Annotated in this window: 20 protein-coding genes, 1 rRNA gene and 2 pseudogenes; 10 read left to right on the top strand and 13 right to left on the bottom strand. The window is 62.9% G+C overall.

Features of this window, described 5'->3' with window-relative positions; translation table 11 throughout:
• The first annotated feature begins 12 nt into the window (after positions 1–12).
• On the top strand, positions 13–780 hold the full coding sequence (locus NED97_RS10560; protein WP_252487007.1) for an ABC transporter permease: 768 nt from the start codon (positions 13–15) through the stop codon (positions 778–780).
• A 501-nt stretch (positions 781–1,281) separates the two neighbouring features.
• Here the strand turns inward: NED97_RS10560 and NED97_RS10555 are convergent.
• Entirely contained in the window at positions 1,282–2,091 is an 810-nt protein-coding gene (locus NED97_RS10555; protein WP_252487006.1) for a class I SAM-dependent methyltransferase, read from the bottom strand.
• A 681-nt stretch (positions 2,092–2,772) separates the two neighbouring features.
• Between NED97_RS10555 and NED97_RS10550 the strand changes: the two genes are divergently transcribed.
• Complete coding sequence (locus tag NED97_RS10550) at positions 2,773–3,174, top strand: RDD family protein (RefSeq protein ID WP_252487005.1); 402 nt, start codon at positions 2,773–2,775, stop codon at positions 3,172–3,174.
• 46 nt (positions 3,175–3,220) lie between these two features.
• On the opposite strand, the gene NED97_RS10545 is transcribed toward NED97_RS10550, so the two are convergent.
• From NED97_RS10545 to NED97_RS10520, 6 genes are all read right to left on the bottom strand, one after another.
• Complete coding sequence (locus NED97_RS10545; RefSeq protein WP_252487004.1) at positions 3,221–4,633, bottom strand: FAD-binding oxidoreductase; 1,413 nt, start codon at positions 4,631–4,633, stop codon at positions 3,221–3,223.
• A gap of 61 nt (positions 4,634–4,694) precedes the next feature.
• Positions 4,695–5,198: a pyridoxamine 5'-phosphate oxidase family protein gene (locus NED97_RS10540; RefSeq protein WP_252487003.1), complete on the bottom strand. Its 504-nt coding sequence runs from the start codon at positions 5,196–5,198 to the stop codon at positions 4,695–4,697.
• Between the two features lie 73 nt (positions 5,199–5,271).
• Positions 5,272–5,712, bottom strand: a complete 441-nt coding sequence (locus NED97_RS10535) for an ester cyclase (RefSeq protein ID WP_252487002.1) — start codon at positions 5,710–5,712, stop codon at positions 5,272–5,274.
• A 419-nt stretch (positions 5,713–6,131) separates the two neighbouring features.
• Positions 6,132–6,253, bottom strand: a 5S ribosomal RNA gene (rrf, locus tag NED97_RS10530).
• 490 nt (positions 6,254–6,743) lie between these two features.
• Complete coding sequence (locus NED97_RS10525) at positions 6,744–8,156, bottom strand: NAD-dependent epimerase/dehydratase family protein (RefSeq protein ID WP_252487001.1); 1,413 nt, start codon at positions 8,154–8,156, stop codon at positions 6,744–6,746.
• 118 nt (positions 8,157–8,274) lie between these two features.
• Positions 8,275–9,480: a DegT/DnrJ/EryC1/StrS family aminotransferase gene (locus NED97_RS10520; RefSeq protein ID WP_252487000.1), complete on the bottom strand. Its 1,206-nt coding sequence runs from the start codon at positions 9,478–9,480 to the stop codon at positions 8,275–8,277.
• 160 nt (positions 9,481–9,640) lie between these two features.
• Between NED97_RS10520 and NED97_RS10515 the strand changes: the two genes are divergently transcribed.
• Both NED97_RS10515 and NED97_RS10510 read left to right on the top strand, forming a co-directional pair.
• A complete protein-coding gene (locus tag NED97_RS10515; RefSeq protein ID WP_252486999.1) occupies positions 9,641–10,042 on the top strand; it encodes a universal stress protein in 402 nt (133 codons plus the stop codon).
• 97 nt (positions 10,043–10,139) lie between these two features.
• Positions 10,140–11,651, top strand: coding sequence for an MATE family efflux transporter (locus tag NED97_RS10510; protein WP_252486998.1), 1,512 nt, complete (start codon positions 10,140–10,142; stop codon positions 11,649–11,651).
• A 93-nt stretch (positions 11,652–11,744) separates the two neighbouring features.
• On the opposite strand, the gene NED97_RS10505 is transcribed toward NED97_RS10510, so the two are convergent.
• The 3 genes from NED97_RS10505 to NED97_RS10495 all read right to left on the bottom strand — a co-directional run bounded on the left by NED97_RS10505 (position 11,745) and on the right by NED97_RS10495 (position 14,033).
• Positions 11,745–12,131, bottom strand: coding sequence for a universal stress protein (locus NED97_RS10505; RefSeq protein ID WP_252486997.1), 387 nt, complete (start codon positions 12,129–12,131; stop codon positions 11,745–11,747).
• A 122-nt stretch (positions 12,132–12,253) separates the two neighbouring features.
• Positions 12,254–13,141, bottom strand: coding sequence for a proline dehydrogenase family protein (locus NED97_RS10500; RefSeq protein ID WP_252486996.1), 888 nt, complete (start codon positions 13,139–13,141; stop codon positions 12,254–12,256).
• A gap of 136 nt (positions 13,142–13,277) precedes the next feature.
• Positions 13,278–14,033: a helix-turn-helix domain-containing protein gene (locus NED97_RS10495; RefSeq protein WP_252486995.1), complete on the bottom strand. Its 756-nt coding sequence runs from the start codon at positions 14,031–14,033 to the stop codon at positions 13,278–13,280.
• A gap of 92 nt (positions 14,034–14,125) precedes the next feature.
• Here NED97_RS10495 and NED97_RS10490 point away from each other — a divergent pair, with 92 nt between their 5' ends.
• Positions 14,126–15,661, top strand: coding sequence for an aldehyde dehydrogenase family protein (locus tag NED97_RS10490; protein WP_252486994.1), 1,536 nt, complete (start codon positions 14,126–14,128; stop codon positions 15,659–15,661).
• Positions 15,662–15,984: 323 nt separating this feature from the next.
• Here the strand turns inward: NED97_RS10490 and NED97_RS10485 are convergent, their stop codons facing one another.
• The 3 genes from NED97_RS10485 to NED97_RS10475 are packed head-to-tail and all read right to left on the bottom strand — an operon-like array spanning position 15,985 to position 18,749.
• Entirely contained in the window at positions 15,985–17,001 is a 1,017-nt protein-coding gene (locus tag NED97_RS10485) for a proline racemase family protein (protein ID WP_252486993.1), read from the bottom strand.
• Positions 17,002–17,022: 21 nt separating this feature from the next.
• Complete coding sequence (locus tag NED97_RS10480; RefSeq protein WP_252486992.1) at positions 17,023–17,340, bottom strand: hypothetical protein; 318 nt, start codon at positions 17,338–17,340, stop codon at positions 17,023–17,025.
• Positions 17,340–18,749 (bottom strand): sodium-dependent transporter, encoded by a 1,410-nt coding sequence (locus tag NED97_RS10475; protein WP_252486991.1) that lies wholly within the window; start codon positions 18,747–18,749, stop codon positions 17,340–17,342. Before NED97_RS10475 ends, NED97_RS10480 begins: the two co-directional genes overlap by 1 nt.
• Before the next feature lie 273 nt (positions 18,750–19,022).
• On the opposite strand from NED97_RS10475, the pseudogene NED97_RS10470 reads away from it, so the two are divergent.
• From NED97_RS10470 to NED97_RS10455, 5 genes and pseudogenes are all read left to right on the top strand, one after another.
• Positions 19,023–19,344 (top strand): annotated as a pseudogene (locus tag NED97_RS10470) (EF-Tu/IF-2/RF-3 family GTPase); the annotation flags it as partial.
• Between the two features lie 120 nt (positions 19,345–19,464).
• Positions 19,465–19,719: pseudogene (locus NED97_RS10465) on the top strand (elongation factor 1-alpha C-terminal domain-related protein); the annotation flags it as partial.
• Between the two features lie 1,200 nt (positions 19,720–20,919).
• Positions 20,920–21,294 carry an SHOCT domain-containing protein gene (locus NED97_RS10460; protein ID WP_252486990.1) on the top strand — a complete coding sequence of 125 codons (375 nt, stop codon included), beginning with the start codon at positions 20,920–20,922 and terminating at the stop codon, positions 21,292–21,294.
• An 88-nt stretch (positions 21,295–21,382) separates the two neighbouring features.
• A complete protein-coding gene (locus tag NED97_RS23095; protein ID WP_256493247.1) occupies positions 21,383–21,514 on the top strand; it encodes a hypothetical protein in 132 nt (43 codons plus the stop codon).
• Entirely contained in the window at positions 21,511–22,644 is a 1,134-nt protein-coding gene (locus NED97_RS10455; RefSeq protein WP_252486989.1) for a tyrosine-type recombinase/integrase, read from the top strand. The genes NED97_RS23095 and NED97_RS10455 overlap by 4 nt, the downstream gene beginning before the upstream one ends.
• Positions 22,645–22,719 lie beyond the last annotated feature (75 nt).

Genomic DNA, 22,719 nt, shown 5'->3' with positions numbered 1-22,719 from the left:
GACCCAGTTCTGTTGACTGGACTTCTGCAAGTCACCGCCGCGTCGGTACTTGCGGCCATGGTCGTCGGCCTCTCACGGTTTCGTGGATTGGCTCTCGAACGCGAACTCGGTGTCGCACTCGTGCGCGGATTTGTCCAGATCCTTGCGATGGGGATGATCGTCGGCCTTCTACTCACGGTCGATCTGGTCTGGAGCGGTGTCATCCTACTGGGTATGATGGGTGGGGCGACGTGGATCTCGAAGAATCGCGGTGAGGGATTGCCGGGTGTCGTCCGGGTGTCGTTCGTTGCAATCGTCTTCGGATCTGGGCTGGTGATCGTCACGATGACGGTAACCGGTGCCATCGAGGCGAACGTACGCAACCTGGTACCCGTCGGAAGCATGATCATCGCAAACGCGATGCAGATCAACTCACTCGCACTCGACCGGTTCAAGAGTGAAATTGTATCGAACCGCGCGGAGATCGAAGCTGGGTTGTCGCTCGGTGCACCGCCCAGCGCAGTTATCTCCCGTCACGTCGAAACCGGTGTTCAGGCCTCACTTATTCCGGTCATCGACTCGTTGAAGAGTCTCGGCTGGGTGTGGATACCGGGTATCATGTCGGGGATGATCCTCGCCGGTGAGAACCCGATCTACGCCGCCCTGTACCAGTTCGTCATCATGGCGATGATCTTCGGTGCAGGGGGCTTGACGAGTATGACGAGCAGCCTCCTTATCGGGAAGTACGTCTTCACTGACGCCGAGCAACTGCGAGAGGTCGGTTATGCTGAAGACGAATGAACCGTCACTGACCACTGCGCTAGCAGATGTTTGCAGTGCCCCAGTACCCGAATCGGCACCGCCACTAATTAGCGGGCCCAGACGATACAGTACGCGTACGCACCTATCAGCAGTCGGCGGCTAGTACGACTGCCCTCCCTCGATTCGTAGAGACGCGTCGGAATCGCCCCTGCCTACAGGCCCCTTCAGAGCGGCGATTCCGAACACACTGCTACAAAGGGAATATTCGGATACCGGTAAAGTACACGGAACTATGTTACGTGAGTTATTGACCTGAACAAATCAGCGTGGGAAGCGGTAACTCGGGGTGCGATTATCACGGTGGATGGCTGGAGACGATCACAGTCCACTGGATCAATACGGGCAAAGGCAGTAACAGGCCGATAAAGGGGTTATTTAGGATTTGTCACAAACGGTGCACTGGATAGAGATCGCCTCGATCAAACCCCCAGTATTGACCGTAGATATACCGTGCATCTCTCTCCACTAATTTCGAGCTATTTATTCACTGGTTATAATGGTTTGAAGATACTGATTCTCAACGATTGCAGTATCGTCTGTTGCGCGGTTGTAGCGGCTGAATACATCCCTGAGGTCGTTCCGAAGACGATCGTGTGCTTCCGACTCGACCTTCTCAAACGCACGGATTGTCGGGCCGAAGTAAGTGCTGAACACGTCCACTGCATGGTCGACCGACCGATAGTATTGGAGTGCTGTCCGCCGCTCGCTCTCGATTGAACGAGTGCCAGCACCGAGTAGCTCGTCAAGTCCCTCGTCTGTGCCCCACCGAAGGGGCGACTGTACGTCGGGTGGTGGAGGGACGTACTGGGCGTGGGCAGCGAACCAATCGCCACTCCATCCCTCGGGGATCGGGCCTGCCAGACCGATTTTGCCTCCTGGTCTGCAAACCCGAAGCAACTCGCTTGCTGCCTGCTCCTGATCAGGCGCAAATTGCACTCCGTACACCGAGAGCACTACATCGAAGCTGTCGTCAGGAAACGGCATGTCCTGCGCATCGCCAACGCGGAAATCAACGGCTTGCCCGTTGGCCTGTGCCCGCGCTTTGGCACGTTCGATCAATTCGGGCACGTAGTCGAGGCCTGTGACCTCACAGTACCGGCGCTCTGCAACCAGTGCTGCTGTCCCGCTGCCACAGGCTACATCCAGCACACGTTGCCCGGGATGCGGGTCAACCGCTTCGCAGAGCGCCTCTCCCATGACCACGTTCTGACGGGCGATCTCGTTGAAATCGCCCGTTGCCCACGTCTCTTTCTGGCTTTTTGTAATGCCAGCATAGTCTGTATCACTCATGTTCTCTTACCTTCCTTCACGAGCGGCTTCGGTCACCAGTCGCGGTACACTCCCCTGTCCCAGTGATTCGCCCATGCGAAAATGGGTCGCTTGAGGAAACGTGGTATGATGCACGCTAACGAACCTCATAGAACTATCGAATGGGTTGACCGTGTCTTTCCCTCAGCTAGTGCGGTGATTTTCGATGAATGTGGTAATCTAACTGATATACTACCCTGTATTCAGCACGGTTTTGGAATCATTTACAGCAGTTGGTGGAAATAATGTAAACAAATAATACATTTGTCGCACGGTTGATTCAGCCGTTTTAGTTCGAATCGAACCCGGTCGGTGCGTCGAACTCGACTTCTGCATCGTATACCGTTACAGCGAGATAGACGTGACCGGTTGCCGGACAGTTCTCCGGGAGAGCATGGTCTAATTGAACTGCGACGGGACCGGCTCACGGTGGTGACTCCGCCGCGGCAGGTGATGCCAAACTAATACAGAGGTGGTATTCGGAAACCGGAAAAGTATACGAGAATGTGTCACATGGGTTATTGACCTGAACAAGTTCGAGCAGCGCGAGAATCTCTGCGACCGGTTTCTTCTGGAGCGTCGCCGACGGCGGGCGTTTTCGCCGCTGACTCGAGCAGCGACAAGTCGAAAACTATCTTACACACGTCTTTCAACCATTCTAATATGGAATCACAGCTGACAAATCACGCCTCGCTTCTCGAGCGCGGATTCGCCTACATTGTCGACGGAATCGTCCTCTTTATCGGGGTCGTCATCGTCGTGCTCGCTCTCTTTCCGGTTATCGGCGAGGGCGCACAGCTCGTTGCACTCCCGATCGTTGCGATGTACTACATCTATTCCGAAGCGACGTGGGGGCAAACGCCCGGGAAAATGGTGCTCGGGATCCGCGTCGTGCAGACGAACGGAACCGAGTGCGGATGGGGTGGCTCGATTCTCCGCAATCTCACGAAGCTACTCGGCGGGACGCTGATCGCAACGCTCGTCGCGATCGTTTTGATTCTGGTAACGGACGACAGCCAGCGGGTCGGAGATATGCTTGCGGACACGACCGTCGTCAAATCCTGATCGCCGTCGGACTTCCGCGTTCACGAGTCTTCCTTCGCTCGAGCGCTCAGTCGTCGTCCGATCGCGCCGTCGGTGGCTCGACGTTCTGGTTCACCCGGAACAGGTTCGTCGGGTCGTACTCGACTTTTATTTCGACCAGCCTGTCGTAGTTTCCGCCGTAGGCGTTACGTTCGTGACCCTCGCGTTCACCCTCGAAGTTGACGTACGTGCCGCCGGTCGCATCCTCGGCGAGCGCGTCGTGGCACGCTCGCACCCACGCGATGCACTCCTCGTCGTTTGCCGGATCTTCCCACCGTGCGCCGGGAGTGATGATGAATGCGGTTTCCCGATGTGGGTACGCGGTCGCATCCGGAGCGACGTCGTTGATCGCCCCGCCGACCTGGTGGATGAGAACCTCGGACTGCGGCGTCGGCGCCCGGTTAGCGTAGTCGACGACGGTGTCGAGCGTCGCATCGGTTAGCTCGGTATAATTGTGCGACTTCCAGTAGTTGCGTGCGCCCGGAGTGAGCAAGTCGTCGAACGTGCGCTGTGCCGTCGCGTACGGTGCCGGCCCGACGGCGTCGGCAATAGGGTCGCCGTACTCGCGGAGCGACTCGAGCACGCGCTCGCCCTCCTCGAGATCGCCGACGTAGGCCTGCATGAGGACGAGAACGGTGCTTCCGTGGACGTCCTCCGGGAGGAACGGCAGCGGCGGCGCGGTCATGCTATCCGCCCAGACGCAGCACTCGTTCGGTGCGTCGCGGCAAAAGTCGCGATAGTGACGGAGCACGTCGGCCGCGTCCTCGTATGGGTAGACGCCCGGCCCGAACAGCACCTCCGGACCGACCTCCACGAGGTCGAACTCGAACGAGGTGACGACCCCGAAGTTACCGCTGCCGCCCCGGATCGCCCAGAACAGGTCAGAGTTCTCGTCCTCGCTCGCGGTCACTACGGCACCGTCCGCCGTGACGATCTCGGCCGACCGCAGGTTGTCGACTGCGAGGCCGTACCGCCGGGAGAGCCAGCCGAAACCGCCGCCGAGCGTGAGCCCGGCGACGCCGGTCGTCGAGACGACACCGCCCGGGGTAGCGAGACCGAACGCCTGCGTCTCGTGGTCCATGTCGCCTACCGTCGCGCCGGGACCTACCTGAACCGTGCGCGTTGCCGGATCGACGTGGACCCCCTTCATCTCGGAGAGATCGATCATCAATCCGTCCTCACAGACGGCGTTTCCGGCGACGCTGTGCCCACCTCCCTTTATCGAGACCAGACGGTCTGTTTCCCGGGCGAAGTCGACCGCAGCCACGACGTCCGCTACCCCCGTCGGACGAGCGACGAGTTCCGGCTCTCGATCGATCATCGCGTTCCAGACCGTCCGCGCCTCGTCGTAGCCCTCGTCGTCCTCTCGGAGAAGTTCACCGCGGAGTCGTTCCTCGAGCGCTGCGACACCGCTGTCTTCGGCCCGCTGTCCTCGTGCCATCTCGATCACGCACCTAGTGGTCGGCCGAACGAAAATACTTTGCTAGGCAATAACAAACACACTACTCCGAGAACGTCCATCGAGTCGCGTCGGTGGGATACTCCGACCAGGCGAACACGACGTCGGGACGAACGCCGAAAAACGGCGTTCCGTGGTCGATATCGTACTTCTCCTCGTACGCCGCGTCGATCCGCTCGACGAGCGCGGAGTCTCCCGTTTCGGCGTCGAGACGCGATGCGGTCCCCTCGATGATGACGACCTCCTCTGCATCCTCTCGATGGATCACGATATCACTGTTCCGCGAGAGGTTCCGAACCCAGCGCGTCCGCTCGCCGCCGCCGCAGTAGAACGTTCCGTCGACCCAGACGCCCCACGTCGGCCGCGCGTGTGGAACTCCATCAGGACAGATCGTCGTCACCCAGTAGCGCTGATCTGTGCGCATTTTCTCTTCGACGAACGTCCAGGGGAGCATTCCGTCCTCGCGCTCGGGAATGCCGTAACTCGCCTCGGTCGATGGTCGCGACCGTCGCGCTTCGTCGTCGGATTCCGAGTGATTCTGCGTCATGATCAGGGCTACGGAGGCTGAGCAGCGCTATCAACCCGGTCGGTACCGTCGGAAAACCGGACGTCGAATCGCACTACGCGATCGGCGATTCGACGACGCCGAGTTGCCGAAGCATCCCGTGCATGTCCGGCTGCACCCATCGTTCGACGATCTTCCCGTCTCGAACGCGCGTGAAGACCATGTTCGATACCTTGAACGTGCGGTTCGTCGGTTCTATTCCCATAAACGGTCCCTCGTGGGTCCCCCGAAGCGTGACGCGCATCGCGACGGTGTCCCCGCTGGCGACGCTGTCCTCGACCGTTGCCGAGAAGTCCGGAAACGCCTCGAGGAATCGCTCGAAGTCCGCCCGGATCTCGTCTAGTCCTCGAGTGTCCCCCATCGGAAGGTGTTCTACGGCGTCTGCGGCGTACAGTTCGTCGATCAACTCGAGATTGCGCTCCGTTGCGATCTCTTCCGGAACCCGGCGGGAGAGTCGCTCGTTCTCTTCGACGGTGGTGTGTGTTTGTGCGGCCATGCCAACACCTAGTAGGTCGGCAGTGGCAATAACGTTTCTCGGTGTTGATAAGTATACGGAGAGTCAGCGTAGAGGACCCGATCGCAGTACGGAACCGATTCCCCGCCCATCCGTACTTCAGGATAGTTTCGTTAGTATACTGTGGCTGTCGTATCGGTACTCGAGTCCGATGGGAGTTCTCGTCTCGAGTTACTCACCACCACTTCTGCAGGGGTTGCCAACTCGGAACGGAAACCGAGAGCGTCGTCGCTGCTCCCGGAGAGCGCGTTCGTCGCTCGTTCCGATAGTCGGACTCGCCTCTCAAGTCGTTCGTTCGGCCGGCGGACAGCTACGCGAGAGGACACTCGAGCGTCGAAACGACACCGGCGCTTCGAGGGCCGGTACGGCCGCTCAGCAGGTGCGCGAAATAGGAGTATGAGTGGGGGCGGCGAATCGGATTTCCCAGAGGCTCGCGCACTCCAGTACTGACCGAAACGCAGGCGGGCTTATCTTCCGTGTTCGGGATGGGTACGGGAGGAACCCCGCCGCTGTGGCCGCCGTAACGCCGACCGACGGAATCGAACCGTCGTGAACACCAGCGTCGGTTACGGGAGCGACGTGATCGTTCGAGTACTCATTTCGCGGGCACAGGTTTAAGTGCACGGATTTCCGTCGGCGACGTCGAGGGGCAGCGGGCGCATCGCCGAGACCGATCGGTTCCGATCGGTCAGTGGCTGTGTTTCCGGAGTTCGAGCGGTGGTACGGCGAAACGGACCGTCGACCACCACCGGCGGTGTGTCGGCGAGTAATACTCCGCACTCGAGCCGGAAAACCGGTCCAGCGGTTAGAACGGTGTCGGACGCTTTTTCGACCCATCCGCGCGGCGAGGCGGGAAGCGAATCGATGACAAAACACACCGACGAGAACGAGGAGCCGTCAGCCAACCGCGGTAACCAAGGACCGCCGTCGTCGGACGGGCGGACCAGCCGCGACGATCGTCGAGCGGGTCTGAGCCGTTCGAGGTCGTCGGCTACTGTTCGAACCCGTCGGGATCAGTGCATTCCGGTCGACTGCTTGCCGTCACTCCGCGCGTCGGGAGTGGGCGTCCGTTCGTCCCGTTCGTCGAACGTAGGGGGTTCGTGTTCGTCGATCACCGCCTCCGTCTCCTCGAAGGAGGGGGCGCTCTCGAGCGTCGCGTAGTTGCTGAACCGGGTCGAGGTGTGCGCCGGAAACTCGTCGCTCTCAAACGCCACCTTCAGTTCGAGACAGTGATCGCGGATGGTCCGCTCGGGTTCGAACTCGAGGGCCGATCGGATCTTCTCGAACTCGACGCGGTAGCTTCGCTCGTCGGTTTGCTCCTCGTGATACTCGATCTCGGCGTCCGGGAACGCGTCCGCGACGACCGTCGCGAGTTCGTCGATTCGGTAGTTCTGCTCGTTCGAGCCGACGTTGAACACCTCGCCGGCGACGTCCTCGAGCGGTGCGGTCAGACAGTCGACGTAGGTGCTCGCGGCGTCTTCGACGTGAACGTTCGGCCGGTACTGGTCGCCGCCGAAGACGGGGATGACACCCTGCTCGTGGGCCTTCGCGGGAAGGATATTTCCGACGAGATCGAACCGCATCCGGGGCGAGTAGCCGTAGACCGTCGCCATGCGGAGGATCGTCGGCGAGAACTGTTCGTCCGCGAGATCGCGGAGCAGTCGCTCGGACTGGATCTTCATCCGCGCGTACAGCGAGACCGGATTGAGTTCGTCGTCTTCGGCCAGTCGCCCGGCTGCGTTCTCGCTCTTTCCGTAGACGCTGCAGGTCGAGGCGAATACGAACCGGTTGAGCTGGTGGTACTTGCAGACGGACGCGAGCAGTCGCGTCGAGTGGAGGTTGTACTCGAGGGTCTTTCGGGGATCGAGTTCGGTCGCCGGGTCGCCGACGATTCCGCCGAGGTGGACGACGGCATCGACTCCTTCGATCGCGTCCAGCACCGTCTCGAGCGACCGGGCGTCACCCCGGTGGAGCGTGAACCGGTCGTGATCCGCGAGCTCTGCGACGCCGGCGTCGCCGTACATGAGCGGATCGAGAACGCGAACCGCGAACCCCTCCTCGAGCAGGATTCGACAGAGCACCGAGCCGACGTAGCCGGCGCCGCCGACCACGAGAACGGTTTCGACGGCGTCCGATCCCGAATCGGGCGCGGCAGTCGCTCCGGTCTCGAGCCCACCGGCCGCCACGTCGAGAGAGCGGTTGTCGCTCGCCGCTCGTCCGGGGGGCGCGTCGTCGACGACAGACGAAATCGGCGTCGCCGGCGTCGCGCCCTCGTACAGTTCTCGCCTGAGTCGGTCGCTCGTCACGGTTCTCACGGGTCGACGTTGCTCGTCGACGACGACGATACCCTTCCCTTCCGATCGATCGATCCGAACAATCGCGTCACGGATCGACGCTCCCTCCGCTGTGATCACTGGCCATCTCATAGTTACGGATGCAGCGGCGCCGGTTCGTCGGTCCGACGACGACACGGCGCGGCATAGTCAGAACACCCCGATCTGTCCCCTTTGTTATGCGTCGGTTGGGGTGAGTGTCAGTCGGTGGTTACCGTTCCGTCCGAGCGTCGTCATCGTCGAGGGGTTGGCTCGCGGCTCGAGCGGTCACCGATGCGGCTCGTCCGCGTTCGACTCCGTCGCGAACGGCGGCGACGATACGATCGACCTCGCGGTTCCGAAGTTCCGGATGAATCGGCAGGGAGAGAACGCGCTCACTAACCCCTTCCGTTACCGGAAGGAGGCCCCGTTCGTAACCGTAGCGCTCCCGGTAGGCGTGCGTTAGGTGAACCGGCGGATCCCAGTAGACCTTCGAGGCGATACTCCGTTCGGCTAACGTGTCGATAACGGCGTCGCGATCCACGTCCGCGCCAAGTGTCACGGTAAAGAGCTGGTAGACGTGCGTATCTCCGTCGACGGCCGTGTGTGGTTCGACGCCGGGTGCGTCGGTCAATCCCGCGGTGTAGCGCGCTGCGACCCGTCGGCGCTCCGCGATGAGTTCGTCGACCTTCTCGAGTTGCGCACAGCCGACGGACGCTACGAGGTCGGACATTCGCACGTTCGTGCCGAGTGCGACGTAGTCGCCGCTCCCGGCTGAACTGAAGTAGTCCTCGGAAGCGCGCCCGTGCGAGCGGAATCGCTCGAGTCGCCGGGCGAGTTCGTCGTCGTCGGTGACGACGGCGCCGCCCTCTCCGGTCGGAAGGACCTTGTTCTGGCAGAAACTCAGCGTCGCGGTGTCGCCGATCGTTCCGAGCGCGCGCCCGCGATACTCGCTCCCGAACGCCTCGGCCGCGTCCTCGATCAGCGGAACGTTCGCGTCGGAAGCAATGTCGGCGAGGGCGCCGATCCGACAGGGCGCACCGTACGGGTGAATCGGCATGATGGCAGCCGTGTCTTCGGTGACGTTCTCGGCGACGGCGGCCGGATCGAGGCCGTACGTCTCCGACTCGATGTCCGCGAATACCGGTCGCGCACCGGCGAGGCGAACGGCGTTCGCCGTCGCGATGAACGTGAATGCGGGGACGATGACCTCGTCGCCTTCCCCGATTCCGTGAGCCTCGAGGGCAGCGACCAGCGCCGTCGTCCCGGAGTTGACCGTCACCGCGTGTTCGACGCCGAGATAGGCCTCGAGACCGGATTCGAACTCTTCGATGTAGGGACCGTTGGCCCAGAACGAGCCGCGCGTGATCGAGTCGACCGCGTTCTTTACGTCACGTTCGTCCCAGGCGATTTCGAACAACGGGATTTCGTCGCTCATCGGGAAATTCGTTCACGAACCGCTGAATTAAGTAGCTGTCCGCTACCCGTTCGAACGCGGTGGTTTCGATCGGGCGTCCGCCGCCTACCGACCGTTTCGCACCCGCCAACGGGCGACGGTCGGCTGGACGCTTTTGTTCGTTCCCGTCGAACGTCTTCCCATGTACGACGCGATTCTGATCCCCACGGACGGCCGCGAGAACACCGAGCGAGCGATCGAGGAGGCGATCGAACTCGCGCGCGTCCACGACGCGACGCTGCACGCACTGTACGTCATCAACTCGGCCGAAATCGCGCCCGGAATGGACTTCGACGACCTCGAGCCTGCGGGCGAGGAAGCGGTGTCGTACGTCGCTTCACGCGCGAGCGAGGCGGACGTCGACGACGTTCGAACGACGGTCACCCACGGGCTTCGTCACCGTGCGATTCTCGATTACGCCGACGAACAGGACGTCGACCTCATCGTTATGGGTCGAAACCGGGGTCTCGAACGATTCCTTCGTAAGAGCGTCTCCAGCCAGGTCGCGACGGAGTCCTCGCGACCCGTGCTCGTCGTCGAGTGAGCGTGCGAGTCGGTAGCGTGTATCGATTCGAAACCGGATCCCTCTGCCGGCTCGAGAAGGCCTTTTTATCGGGCCTGGTTACGGACACTCGATTCTCGTGGTTCGTCGCGTTCCCAACCCGATCCGGCTGGTTATCCTCTGGATCGGGCTCGCGCTTGCCCGTCTCGGCCTGATCGAGGCCGAGCGAGCGCAGCGTACGACGGACCTCGCGTGGCCCCGCGTCGTCACCGGGCTCGCGCGGATGTCGAAGAACGCCGTCGACGTCGCGATGGTCGGCGTCGCAGTCGGCTCCACGGCGATCGCCGGCGTCGGCTTCGCCTCGCCGTTCTGGGGGCTCGCCTTCGCCATCGGCGGCGGCGTCGCCGGCGGGACGATCGCGCTCGTTTCCCAGCGCTACGGCGCCGAATCGTTCGATTCGCTCGGACAGGCCGTCCGCTGCAGTACCGTTCTGGTCATCCTCCTCACGCTGCCGGTTACGGCCGTGTTCTGGACCTATCCGGCCGAGCTAATCTCGCTAATCGGTAACGATCCCGAGACGATCGATCTGGGCGCGACGTACCTGCAGATCGTCGGTCTCGGCATTCCCTTCGCCGGTCTCAACCTCATCGGCAGCCGCACGTTCGTCGGGATGGACGACGCCTGGACGCCGATGATCGTCCGCGCGGGAGGCGCCGTCGCCAACATCGCGCTCAACGCGATTCTCATCTTCGGGCTCGGACTGGGCGTCGCCGGCGCGGCGATGGGAACCGTCCTCGCGAACGTCGTCGTCACCGCGACCTTCGCCCTGGGGCTCGTCGCGGGCTGGCTCCCCGGCGTGGGCACGTTCCCGGTCAGCATCGACCCCTTCGGGAGCTACTTCCACGCGGAGACCGTCCGGGATTTGACAACGATCGGCCTCCCCGTGCTGGGGACGAAGTCGGTCTGGACGATCGCCGAGTTCCCGATGCTCGCCATCGTCGCGCTCTTCGGCCCGCAGGTCGTCGCCGCCTACGTCATCGCCCGACGTATCTGGGGGCTGATGAACACCCCTGGCTGGGGCTTCGGGCTGGCTGCCTCGAGCCTCGTCGGCCAGGAACTCGGCGGCGGCGACGAAGTCCAGGCGGAACGGTACGGCCGGGAGATCATCCGGTTCGCCGTCGCCATCTACGTCGTCGCGGCCGTGATCGTCTTCGTTTCCGCGGAGCCGATCGTTCTCCTCTTTACCGACGATCCGGCCGAACTCTCGATCCCAACCGCGGTCTCGCTCATCTACGCGGCCTGCCTCGCCGTCATCCTGAAGGGCGTCTCGACGGGCGCCGACGGCGCGCTCAAGGCCAGCGGCGACACGCGCTGGCCCTTCTACAGCCAACTCGTCGGGATGTTCGGGCTCGCGATCCCGCTGGCGTACCTCGGCGCCGCAGGGCTCACGATCCCGTCGCTGTCGGTTCCGGTGCTCGGCCTGACCGTTCCCGGGGTCTCGATTCCGGCGCTCGGTCTGACGGGGCTGTACCTCGCCTTCGTCGCCGAGACCGCCGCCCCGGCCGCGATCAACTACTACCGGTTCTCGACCGGGCAGTGGAAGGTGATCAGCCGGGGCTACCGACCGGACGCGGCACCCGCCGACGACTGATACGCCCGGTTGAAACGATTTGCCGCTCGATCACAGCACCGTATCGCGATCGAACGGGAAATGACTTTCAACCGACCGTATGAACGCTCGCGTTCAGTCGAGTTCGGGGATCGGAACGACGACGACTGGCCACGACGCATCCTCGAGAAGATCCTGCGTCGACGACCCGACCGCCGCGGCCGACCCCGGCGTACCGCCGCGGGAACCGACGATGATCTCGTCGGCGTCGACCTCGTCGGCGGCCTCGAGAACGATCGACACGGGCTCTCCCTCCCGGAGGTCGGTCTCGACTCTTCCGACGGTCGCGAGGCGAACGGGTGCGACGTTCAGCGCCTCCTGCCCGTCACGTCGGACGCTCCGGTCGTCGGGTGGGAACGCGGCGATCACGCTGACGTCGTCCTCGGGAGTCGCTCGCCGCTCGAGGTAGTTACAGATCGCTGCGGTCGTGTGTACGGAGTCAGTGCCGACGAGAAACTGCATACCGCTCCCTGCTCGGGGCGTTCCAAAGAAGCTGTCGGGCAGCTCTCGCGCCAACTGAAACGATTCACACACCGGTCGCACGGCGGCTGTGCGATCGGGTGCGTAGCGTTTCGGCGGCTACGCTAGCTGACGATCGCTCGCAGCGCGAACAGGACGTTCTCCTTGCGCTCACGGAGGCGCCGATAGAAGTAGGACATCCACCTGTCGCCGTAGGGGATGTACTGGTAGACCGTCACGTCGTCACTCGCCAGTTCGTACTGGGCTTCGGTCCGGACGCCCATCAGCATCTGCACCTCGTACGGCGTTCCGTGCGTTCGATGAAGCTGTCGGACGTGTGCGATCATGGCCGGATCGTGGCTGCCGATCGCGATCCCGTCCTCGAACTGTTCGAACATGTACTCGAGGTGCTCGCGGTAGACCTCGTCGACGCGTTCTTTCTCCGTGTAGGCGACGTCCGCCGGTTCGTCGTACGCACCCTTGACGAGTCGAACCTTTCCCGGAACGTCGGCGAGACGCTCCAAGTCCTCGCGAGTTCGTTTGAGGTTCGCCTGCACGCAGAGCCCCATTCCGCCGTCGGACCATCGGTCCGACGAGGATCGCGTTCCGTCGGAACGCTCACCGCCGTCGTGACGGCGGGCGAGCGACTCGAAGACGTCGAGCGTGACGTCGGTCGTCGTGTGATCTTCCATATCGACCCAGACGAAGACGCCGCGTTCGGCGCCGCGGTCGGCGATCTTCGTGAGGTTCGCTTCGAACTCCTCGTCGCCCATATCGAGGCCGATCTGGGACGGTTTCACCGAGACGCAGGCGTCGACGTCCGTCGCAGCGATCTCGTCGATCAGTTCGATGTACGCGTTCGTGTCCGAAATGGCGCTGGCGGGATCGTGGTAGTGTTCGCCGAGAAGGTTGAGAATGCCCGAGACGTTCCGTCGGTTGAGTACCGCAACGTGGTCGAGCGCTCCGCCGGCTGTTTCGCCGGCGACGAACTTGCTCGCGACTGGCGGAATCATCTACCGAAAGCGTGTGAGACGAGGCCCATAAACCGCCACCCGACCAATCTTCTCATCCCGAATGCAACTGGATTAAAACCGGCCCGCACAGGCGAGGACGATCACGTCGCTCGAGTCGGCGCCCACCCTCGATAGCTCACAGCGAGTCGACGTCGTCGTCCGGATTGAGCAGTTTCGCCTCGGCTTTCCGGAGGTGCTCGAGGAGCGTCGTCTTCGCGAGACCGGCCTGGTCGGCGAGTTCCCGGGTCGTGATCTCGCGGGGCCACGCGTAGTAGTCGTGCTCGCAGGCGAGTTCGTAGATCTCGCGCTGACGCTCCGAGAGCGTGTCGACCCGTCGCGGGATGTCCGCGGATCGGGACTCGTGCGAGTAGATCTTGGTCACGCTGATCTCCGCGCCGTACTCCGTTCGTATCGCCTCGAGGCGCTCGTTGAGCGCGTCTCGATCGGTTTCGTCGACGAACACCGACCAGTACTCCAGTCCGTCGCGAATCCGGACGGGAGCGTCCTGGAGGAATCCCTGGGAGACGAGGCCGTCGCTGATCGTGTTCCGCGGCTCGTACTCGACGAACAGTTCCTTCGTCGTGTTCCCCGGCGTCGGCCCGCGGTGTTCGAACTCGTACCGTCGCTGCATCTCGGCGACCGACGACGTTAGCTCCGACTCCCGAGTCGCCTCGATGAGCGCGTCGACCGACTCGAACGAATCACCGTAGACGGTGAAGTGGCCCTTGACCTTCCCGTCGGCCGCGTTGAACACCGTGTGTGCGATCAGGCCCGCGTCCGTCTTCTCGGTCGTCTCGAGCGTCCAGCAGTCCGGGTGCCAGACCTCGAGGGTGAGGCGCGCACCGCGGGGAACGTGTCCCTCGAACGCGGAAGCATCTGGATCTGAGTCCATCTGCCACTGTAGGGGTGTCGAACGCGGATAAAGGTAGCCAAACCGACCATGGGAGGGGGCCAATACAGAGGGGTGGGATACCACCTGCGAGTATGAGTCAGCAGACAGGGACGCAGACGCATCGACACTACATCGCCGGCGAGTGGATCGACGGCACCGGCTCCGAGACGTTCGAGAGCGAGAACCCGGCGACGGGAGAGACCCTCGCGGAGTTCCACCGCGGAACGGCCGACGACGTCGACGCCGCCCTCGAGGCCGCCGAGGACGCCTACGACGAGTGGCGCGAACTCTCCTACATCGACCGCGCCGAGTACCTCTGGGACATCTACCACGAACTGCGCGAACGAACCGACGAACTCGGGGAGATCGTGACCAGGGAGTGCGGCAAGGAGATCTCGGAGGGGAAAGCCGACGTCATCGAGGCCTACCACATGGTCGAGTGGGCCGCGGCGAACGCCCGCCACCCCCACGGCGACGTGATCCCGAGCGAGATCCCCTCGAAAGACGCCTACATGCGCCGGAAACCTCGCGGCGTCATCGGCTGCGTCACCCCCTGGAACTTCCCGGTCGCGATCCCGTTCTGGCACATGGCCGTCGCGCTCGTCGAGGGCAACACGGTCGTCTGGAAGCCCGCCGAGCAGACGCCGTGGTGCGGCCAGATCATCGCCGAAATGTTCGAGGACGCCGGCGTTCCCGAGGGCGTCTTCAACATGGTCCAGGGCTTCGGCGACGCCGGCGCGGCGATCACCGACGACGAGCGCGTCGACACCGTCCTCTTTACCGGATCGGCGGAGGTCGGTCACGAGATCGCGAGCAAGGTCGGCGGCGAACCCGGCAAGCTCGCGGCCTGCGAGATGGGCGGCAAAAACGGGGTCATCGTCGCGGACGACGCCGACCTCGACACCGCCGTTCACTCCGCGGTCATGTCCAGCTTCAAGACGACCGGCCAGCGCTGCGTCTCGAGCGAGCGCCTGATCGTCCACGAGGACGTCTACGACGAGTTCAAAGAGCGCTTCGTCGAGGTCGCCGAGAACGTCGCGGTCGGCGATCCCCTGGAAGAGGACACGTTCATGGGGCCGGCCATCGAGGCCGAGCACGTCGAGAAGATTCACAAACACAACGAACTCGCCCGCGAGGAGGGAGCCGAGGTGCTGGTCGACCGCGCGGAACTCGACGAGAGCGAGATCCCGGAGGGTCACGACGAGGGCCACTGGGTCGGGCCGTTCGTCTACGAGACCGAGTACGACTCCGACCTGCGCTGTCTCCAGGAGGAGTGTTTCGGTCCCCACGTCGCCCTGATCGAGTACTCGGGCGAGATGGATCGGGCGCTCGAGATCCACAACGACACGAACTACGGACTCGCCGGTGCGATCATCTCCGAGGACTACCGTAAGATCCACCAGTTCCGCGACGACGCGGAGGTCGGACTCGCGTACGCGAACCTGCCGTGTATCGGCGCGGAGGTCCACCTGCCCTTCGGCGGCGTCAAGAAGTCCGGTAACGGCTACCCGAGCGCTCGCGAGGTCATCGAAGCCGTCACCGAGCGCACCGCGTTCACGCTCAACAACTCCGACGACATCGAGATGGCCCAGGGCCTCTCGGCCGACATCACGACCCAGAACGACTGAAGGACTCGACGCGCCGACCGTTCCATAGCATCCGATTCGGCTCCGTTGAAACCCGCTATTCTGAAAAAAGACCGTCGCTGCGGAGCTTCGTCCCACAGAAGCGGGGAACCGGTTGCACTATTGGTGGATCCTCGACTCGGACCTATTTCGGATAGCTGTCACGAAATCACCGTTCAGTTCGCCTCTCTACCTAACAGCTGTTTCAGTCACGAACTGCTCCGGAGAGGAGGATTCTAACAGTCCCTCCGCCTTCGTTTTCCGTTCCCTTCCGTCCGACTACCTGAACTACCGTCGAACGACCGAACGCGGCGGCGCTGATCCGTTCAGTCGCCCCCGGTCGCGGTCGAAAGCGAAAAGCTGGCCAGGTCGTCGCGCTCGTCCCTGAGGAACGTGTGCTGGCCGGTGATGTGAGCGGAGCCGGTCACCTCGGGCGTCGTTATCGTGATCCCCTTCCGCGAGGTGGCCTCGAGGAGCCGTCCCGAGAACCGCGTGCCGATGATGCTCTCGTATCGATACGGTTCTTCGACCGCTAGCTCGCCCTCGTGGTGGAGCAGCGTCATCTTGGCGCAGGTGCCCGTGCCGCAGGGGGACCGATCCACCTGGCCGTCGCCGAAGACGACGACGTTCCGATCCGCGTCCTCGCCGCGCTCGTAGCACTCGACGATCGACACCTCGTCTCGCTCGCCCGTAAACGGGTGCGTGATCTCGAGCCTGTCGTTGACGGCGCGGCGGACGGCGAGTCCGAGTTCGACGAATTCGTCGGCGCGTTCGGGCTCGACCGCCACCCCGATCCCGTCGGTGTCGACCAGCGCGAACGCGTTGCCGGCGAAGACGACGTCGACGGGGATCGAGCGGACCGCCCCGTCGTACTCGACCGAGACCGTCACGGCGTCGTAAACGAAGGAGTCGACGTTCTCGATCGCGACCCGTCCGATGCGTCCGTCGACCATCGTCGGGTGAGTGCGAACGAGGCCAGCCGGCGTTTCGACGATCACCGTCTCGCGGTGTGCGAGCTGCCCGGTTTCGATCAGCGCCGTCACGGCGCCGATGGTTCCGTGCCCGCACATGTCGAGGTAGCCGCGACTGTCCATGAAGAACAGTCCGACGTCGGCCTCGTCGGCTCGAGGCTCGGCCGGGACGGCGCCGAACATGTCGTCGTGACCGCGCGGTTCGCACATCAGTAGCTCGCGCAGCCAGTCGTGGCTCTCGGCGAACCGGTCGCGCTGGTCGGCGACGCTGCCGCCGCGAATCTGTGATCTGTCGACGCCGCTCGTGACGATACGAGTTGGTTCGCCCGCCGTGTGGGTATCGAGCGTTTCGATGAGTGTGTTGGTCTGCATGATCGAACTCCGGAGGAGTGGTTACAGCCGATCGAGCGATTCGATTTCCTCTCGACTCCAGTCGTAGAAGTGTCGATCGGTTTCCTCGAGGACGTCGACGCACTCGTTGTGCTGGTGCCGAGCTTGATCGGCCAGCGGATCGTTCGGGTTGTTCTCGATCCACTCGCGCAGCTCCGCGAGCGCCGCCGGAGAGTACGTATCCATTCGATCCTGCTGATCCAGGATTTCGACTTTCCGTCCTTCCTGTCGAAGGGTTCGGACGAGCGCCCAGCCGGCGATACCCCAGAACGTCACCAGCGTGAACGCAAGCATTGCGAGGACGTCGACTGACACCGCCATTAGTCGTCACCTCCCGGAGCGGCCGCCGCTCCGGAATCGGCGTTCGTTTGATCCCGATCCACGACGGACATGATCGCGTAGCTGATAATCGGGAACGTAACGAGGATGACTGCACCGCCGATCATTTCGGGAGAGCCGAACTCGTCGTAGGCGTAGTAGCCCATGATGAAAATCATTACAGCGGGAATGATGTACTTGATGACCGGATTCCACCAGCTACCGATATAAATGCCGGCGTTCCGATTAACCGCGAGCAATCGGAGCCGATCGGGACTCAATATCCAACCGATAGCAGTGATAATCGACAGTGTCGCGAGCGGCAGCGCCCAGCTGCCGATAATGAAATCGATGTAGTCGAGGATTTCAACGGAATAAGCACTCGGCAGGCCGAGCAGCCAGATAAGTCCGCAAACGCCGAGAACCGTCTGTGTGCGAGTGAATCGCGTTTCCTCGGAGACGGTCGTCACGCCGACTTCGGTGATAACCAGTCCCGACGTAAACGTCGCAAGAAAGAATCCGATGAAAAACACGATCGCAACGAGTCCTCCCAGCGGAATCTCGGGGAAGACCTGCACGAGCGAGACGAACGTGAGCCCGGCGCCTGCGTCCGGTTCGACCCCGTCGACTGCGAAAACGACCGGGAAAATCGCGAGCGCTGCAAGGATACCGACGCTCGAGTCACCGACTGCAGTGAAGAGACCGCCCCCGAGCGGGGCATCGTCGTACTCCCGGAGGTAGCTGCCGACGGTCAGGGCGATCCCCCAGCCGAGTCCCGTCGAGAACAGCGCCTGCCCGAGCGCCGCGATCCAGGTACTGCTGTAGGTGAGGTACGTCCAGTCGACGGTAAACGCAAACGCGATCCCATCGGCGGCACCGGGAAGCGTGAGCCCGCGGATCATCACGACCACCAGCGAAACCACCAGTGCCGGCACGGCGTACACGACGATCCGCTCGAGCCCTCGTCGGATCCCGAGCAGGAGAATGCCGGCGATACTTCCCATTACGAGCGTGTGCAGCCCGATCATGAGACTCGAGTTCGCGAAGAGCTCGTTCATGAAGGCTTCGGCTTGGAAGCCGGATGCCGTGAACGTAAACAACAGCGAGTGGACGGCGTAGTACAGCGTCCACCCGATCACGGGGGCGTAGTACGACATGAGGGCGATGTTTACTAACAGGACTACGACGCCGAACCCGGCCAGTCCCCCCGGACCGACGATATCACGGAACGCGCCGATGACTCCCTTGTTCGTGTACCGGCCCAACGCCACTTCCGCCATCAGTCCGGGTGCTGCGAGGACAAACAATAGCGAGGCGAAAGCGAGAACGAACGCACCGCCTCCGTTCTCCCCCATGATGTATGGAAATCGCCAGATGTTTCCAGCACCGATCATCCCGCCAACCATCGCCATCAAAAATCCGAACCGAGTCCCCCACTCCGATCGGGCTGTCTTTGCCTCTGAGTCTGCCATAATTGATCCTATCAAACTTCCGGGAGCGAACCCATCTATATGTGGTGTCGTCCATGGTCGGGTGCGTCGAGCGGCCATCGACCGGCGTTTCCCTCATACTGGCATCGACCATCCAACAGCGCACGTTTCGAACGACCAGAAGATCCCTCGTCTGCGTCGGACTCTGACCGAGGTAACGGGCTCTCCGCGACCGCACTTGATATGTTAGCTGTTGACAAATACACGATATCCGGGATCGGAACGGTCCCGGTCGGCCGGGTCGAAACCGGACGGATGCAGAACGGGGACAGCGTCTCGTTCCAGCCGTCGGGCGTCGGTGGCGAAGTGAAGACGATCGAGATGCACCACGAGGAAGTGCCGAAGGCCGGACCCGACGACAACGTCGGGCTCAACGTCCGCGGCGTCGGCGAGGACGACATCCGTCGCGGCGACGTCTGTGGTCCCGCGGACGATCCGCCAAGCGTCGCCGAGACGTTCCAGGCGCAGGTCGTCGTCATGCAGCACCCCTCGGACATCACCGCCGACTACACCTATAGTAGCCACTGAAAGTCAATGCACACCCGACCGCACGACGGGTGCGCGGTTCTCGCTTGCTTCGCTCCGAACCGCGGACAGTGCGATCGGTGTGTGAATCGTTTCAGTTGTTACTATAGCGTTCCACGCCCACACCGCACAGGTCGCCGGGACGATCGAGTCTCTCGACGGGAAGGTGGATCCGGAAAGTGGCGAGGTCGCCGAGGAGGATCCCGACTTCATCCAGGCCGGAGACGCAGCCGTCGTAACCGTCCGCCCACAGAAGCCGCTCAGCATCGAGCCGTCCGGCGAGATTCCCGAACCCGGAAGCTTCGCGATCCGCGACAGGGGGAAGACCGTCGCCGCCGGCAAGGTCCTCACAGCCAACGAGAAGTAGCCCGAGGACGGCTCGCTCGAGCGAAGCGAGCACCGACGACCGTATTTTGTATGGCGCTATGCGATTTACCGAATGTAGTATCGTACTGTGGGACGGCGGAGCGGCCGCTCGAGACGGCCACTACTGCCGGCCGCACGCAGTGTCCATCCCGAGTTCGGTACGAACGCGGTCTCGAGTCGCGACTACGATTGGTAATCGAATACCGGTTCGACGCGCGTTTTGAGAGCTGCCGCCGAATGCGCAGCTCAACCCGATTGAAGCCGACGACGACCACGATTGTGGCAGGTATCGCTACCGCTCTCCGGTGATCCGGCTGTGTCGACGGAAGAAGAACGATCGGTGGCGAACTGTAGTCGAGATACGAAACTGGACCGGTTCGCCAGCCGAATGTTTGCTCTCGAACCGGTTTGGGTGGGTTGCTTGTTCCGAAGTGCGGCTGAACGGCTCTGTCGAACCTCTCTGTTGTTGAGACGGATTCACCAATTGTGTTACGTACAGGTGAAGGCGTTACCGCTGCGGTCGAGCCACGAGTGCTGCACCCGCGAGCGATCGACGGGAGCGAGCGGCCTTTTTAGCGTAGATTTTTCGAGGAGAGGTGAGCGAGCAACGCGAGCGAACCCGACGAGAAACAGGTACTTCCGCACTCTCTACGTAACAGCTGTTTCAGACAAAACTATGTCTGGAGAACTGGATTTCAACGAGGCCAGAAGGACGAGCTTCGTTTCAGATCAACGGATCCCACTCCCTCGCGATCCGGTTGCTCGAGCGTTCCACCCCGGTTGAAACCGTCGACGATCCCGCTCGAGCGGGCAATCGATGCCGGTCCCCGGCGATCCGGTCGACTCGAGGAGGTGGAACGAGCGGTGTCGAACCGCAAGTTGCGGAACGAAGCTGCGATCCGACTCAGTTACTCGGCTCTCCTTCGATTTGATGCGATCGTTTCCCGTTTCGAAGCCGGATCGAACGAGAACCTGCGCCGAGCGGCGCTTCTTCGGTTCTTTGGCGGCAACTGGCGCTCGATCGAGAAGCGTTTCGTTCGGAACGCCGTCATAAACTCCATACCGGTATACCGAATGCTAGCTGCGCTTCCCCCATAAGCGAACCGCGAGAGAAACCCCGAGACGCTCGAATAGCGGGTGCAATCACGAGTAGCGGGAATCGTCGGCGTACAGTTATTTTGCCACGTACCGTACCTCGAGTATGGGCAGCGATCGTGCCGACGGCGGCTACAGCCTCACGGAGATCTTCGCCATCAAGTTCGTTCTGGCGGACGTCGTCATCATCGCGGCACTGCTCTTCGCCGGCCCGATCTACGCCGTCGCGATAACCGCCTTGCTCGTGGTGAGCGTCTTTCTCGTGTGGTATCTCACACAGCGGGTCGGATCGACCGACGACAGCGACGAAATCCGCAGTGAACGGGAGGCGACCGACCCCGTGACGACGCTTCAGGAACGATACGCAGCCGGCGACCTCACGGAAACGGAGTTCGAGGCGAAACTCGAGCAACTGATCGACGCTAACGAGCGGGCCGAACGGGCGGGCGTGGAGACGGAGGAGCTCTCGCTCGAGCGGTGACGGTGCGACATCGGATCGGCCGTTCGACCGATCGGTCGATCCGGCGGTAGCCAGATTTAGGGTGACACGGCGGTAGCATTCGAACGAGATGAACGCCGGCGACGATCACACGATGGGTTCGACGGGCCGCCTCGAGCGACGGCGTTTTCGCGTCGCTCGCTCGCGTCGTCGACCGACGGTGGCGGCGCCGGAGTCGACCGCCGAGGTGGTCGCGTCGTGACCGAGGTCGCGATCACGGACGCGGTCGATACCTACCTTCAGCGGAAAGCCGTCGGCGACCCCGACGGCCCCGGAGCGGGGACCTACGCGGCGAACGCCGAGTCGATCCTCCGGCGGTGGGCCGAGTGGCTCGAGGACGAACACGGAACCCGGTCGCTGTTCGCAGTCGAAACCGACCACATGCGGTCGTACGCCGAGGAGCTTCGGGAACGAACCGATCGAGGCGCGTACACCGCCTCGACGGCCGGCACCTACTACGCCGTCGTCCGGGCGTTTCTCTCGTGGTGCGTTCGCGGCGGAATCCTCGAGACGAATCCGGCGGCGGTCGAGACGGCCGAAAGCGCACTGCCGACGGCGACGAATCGCGACGAACGCGAGGGGTGGACCGCCGACCGGCGCCGCGAACTCGAGGGCTACGTCCGCGAGCGCGCGCTCGAATCCTCGGGCGAGGCGTTCGATCGGAACGAGCGCCGTACCAGACTGCGGGAGTACGCTCTGGTCGCGTTGCTGGCCCACTCGGACGTCCGCGGCGCCGAACTGTTCCGAGTCCCCGAGGACGACCGGCGGACGGGCGCGACCTGGGACGACGTCGACTTCTACACGGGGACGATCCGCGTGCTCGGCAGGTCCCAGCGCCTCGAGGACGTGCTGCTCGGCGCAGCGGCCCGAACGCCCTTGCGTCGATATCGGGTGGTTCTCGACCCGCCGTCGAACGACTGGCCGCTGTTTCCGACCCGACACGCGCCGTCGATCGCCCGTCGCGTCAGAACGGTTCTGAAAGAACGAGGCCACGACGAGGACGAGATCGAGACGCTGCTGTCGGATGCGACGGCCAGCGAGGTCGCCCGCGAGCGAGCGATCGCACCGCCCGCGATCACGGCCGAGGGTGCCAGATCGGTCCTGCGACGACTCTGCGAGGAGGCCGGCGTCGACGTCGACGGTGACTACCTGACGCCGCGTGGCGTTCGCGGCGACCAGGTGATCGGGTACAGGCGCGAGGCCTCGAGTGCCAGCCCGGCGCTTCGCGCGTCGGTTCTCGAGCAATCGATCGCCGTTCCGGAACGCCGGCCGGTGTTCGAGACGATCGACTCGGTCGACTCGAGCGTGCAGGACGACACGGAATCGAGCTGAAGGGGTCCGGAAGTTTCCGGACGGGACGGACTGTTCTCTCGGTCTCGAGATCGAGGATAGACGAGGAGAGAAACC

Origin of the sequence: Natronococcus sp. CG52 (genome assembly GCF_023913515.1) — an archaeon.
Lineage (GTDB): Archaea > Halobacteriota > Halobacteria > Halobacteriales > Natrialbaceae > Natronococcus > Natronococcus zhouii.
The sequence above is the reverse complement of the archived record's forward strand: the minus strand, read 5'-3'. Positions and strand labels throughout refer to the sequence as shown.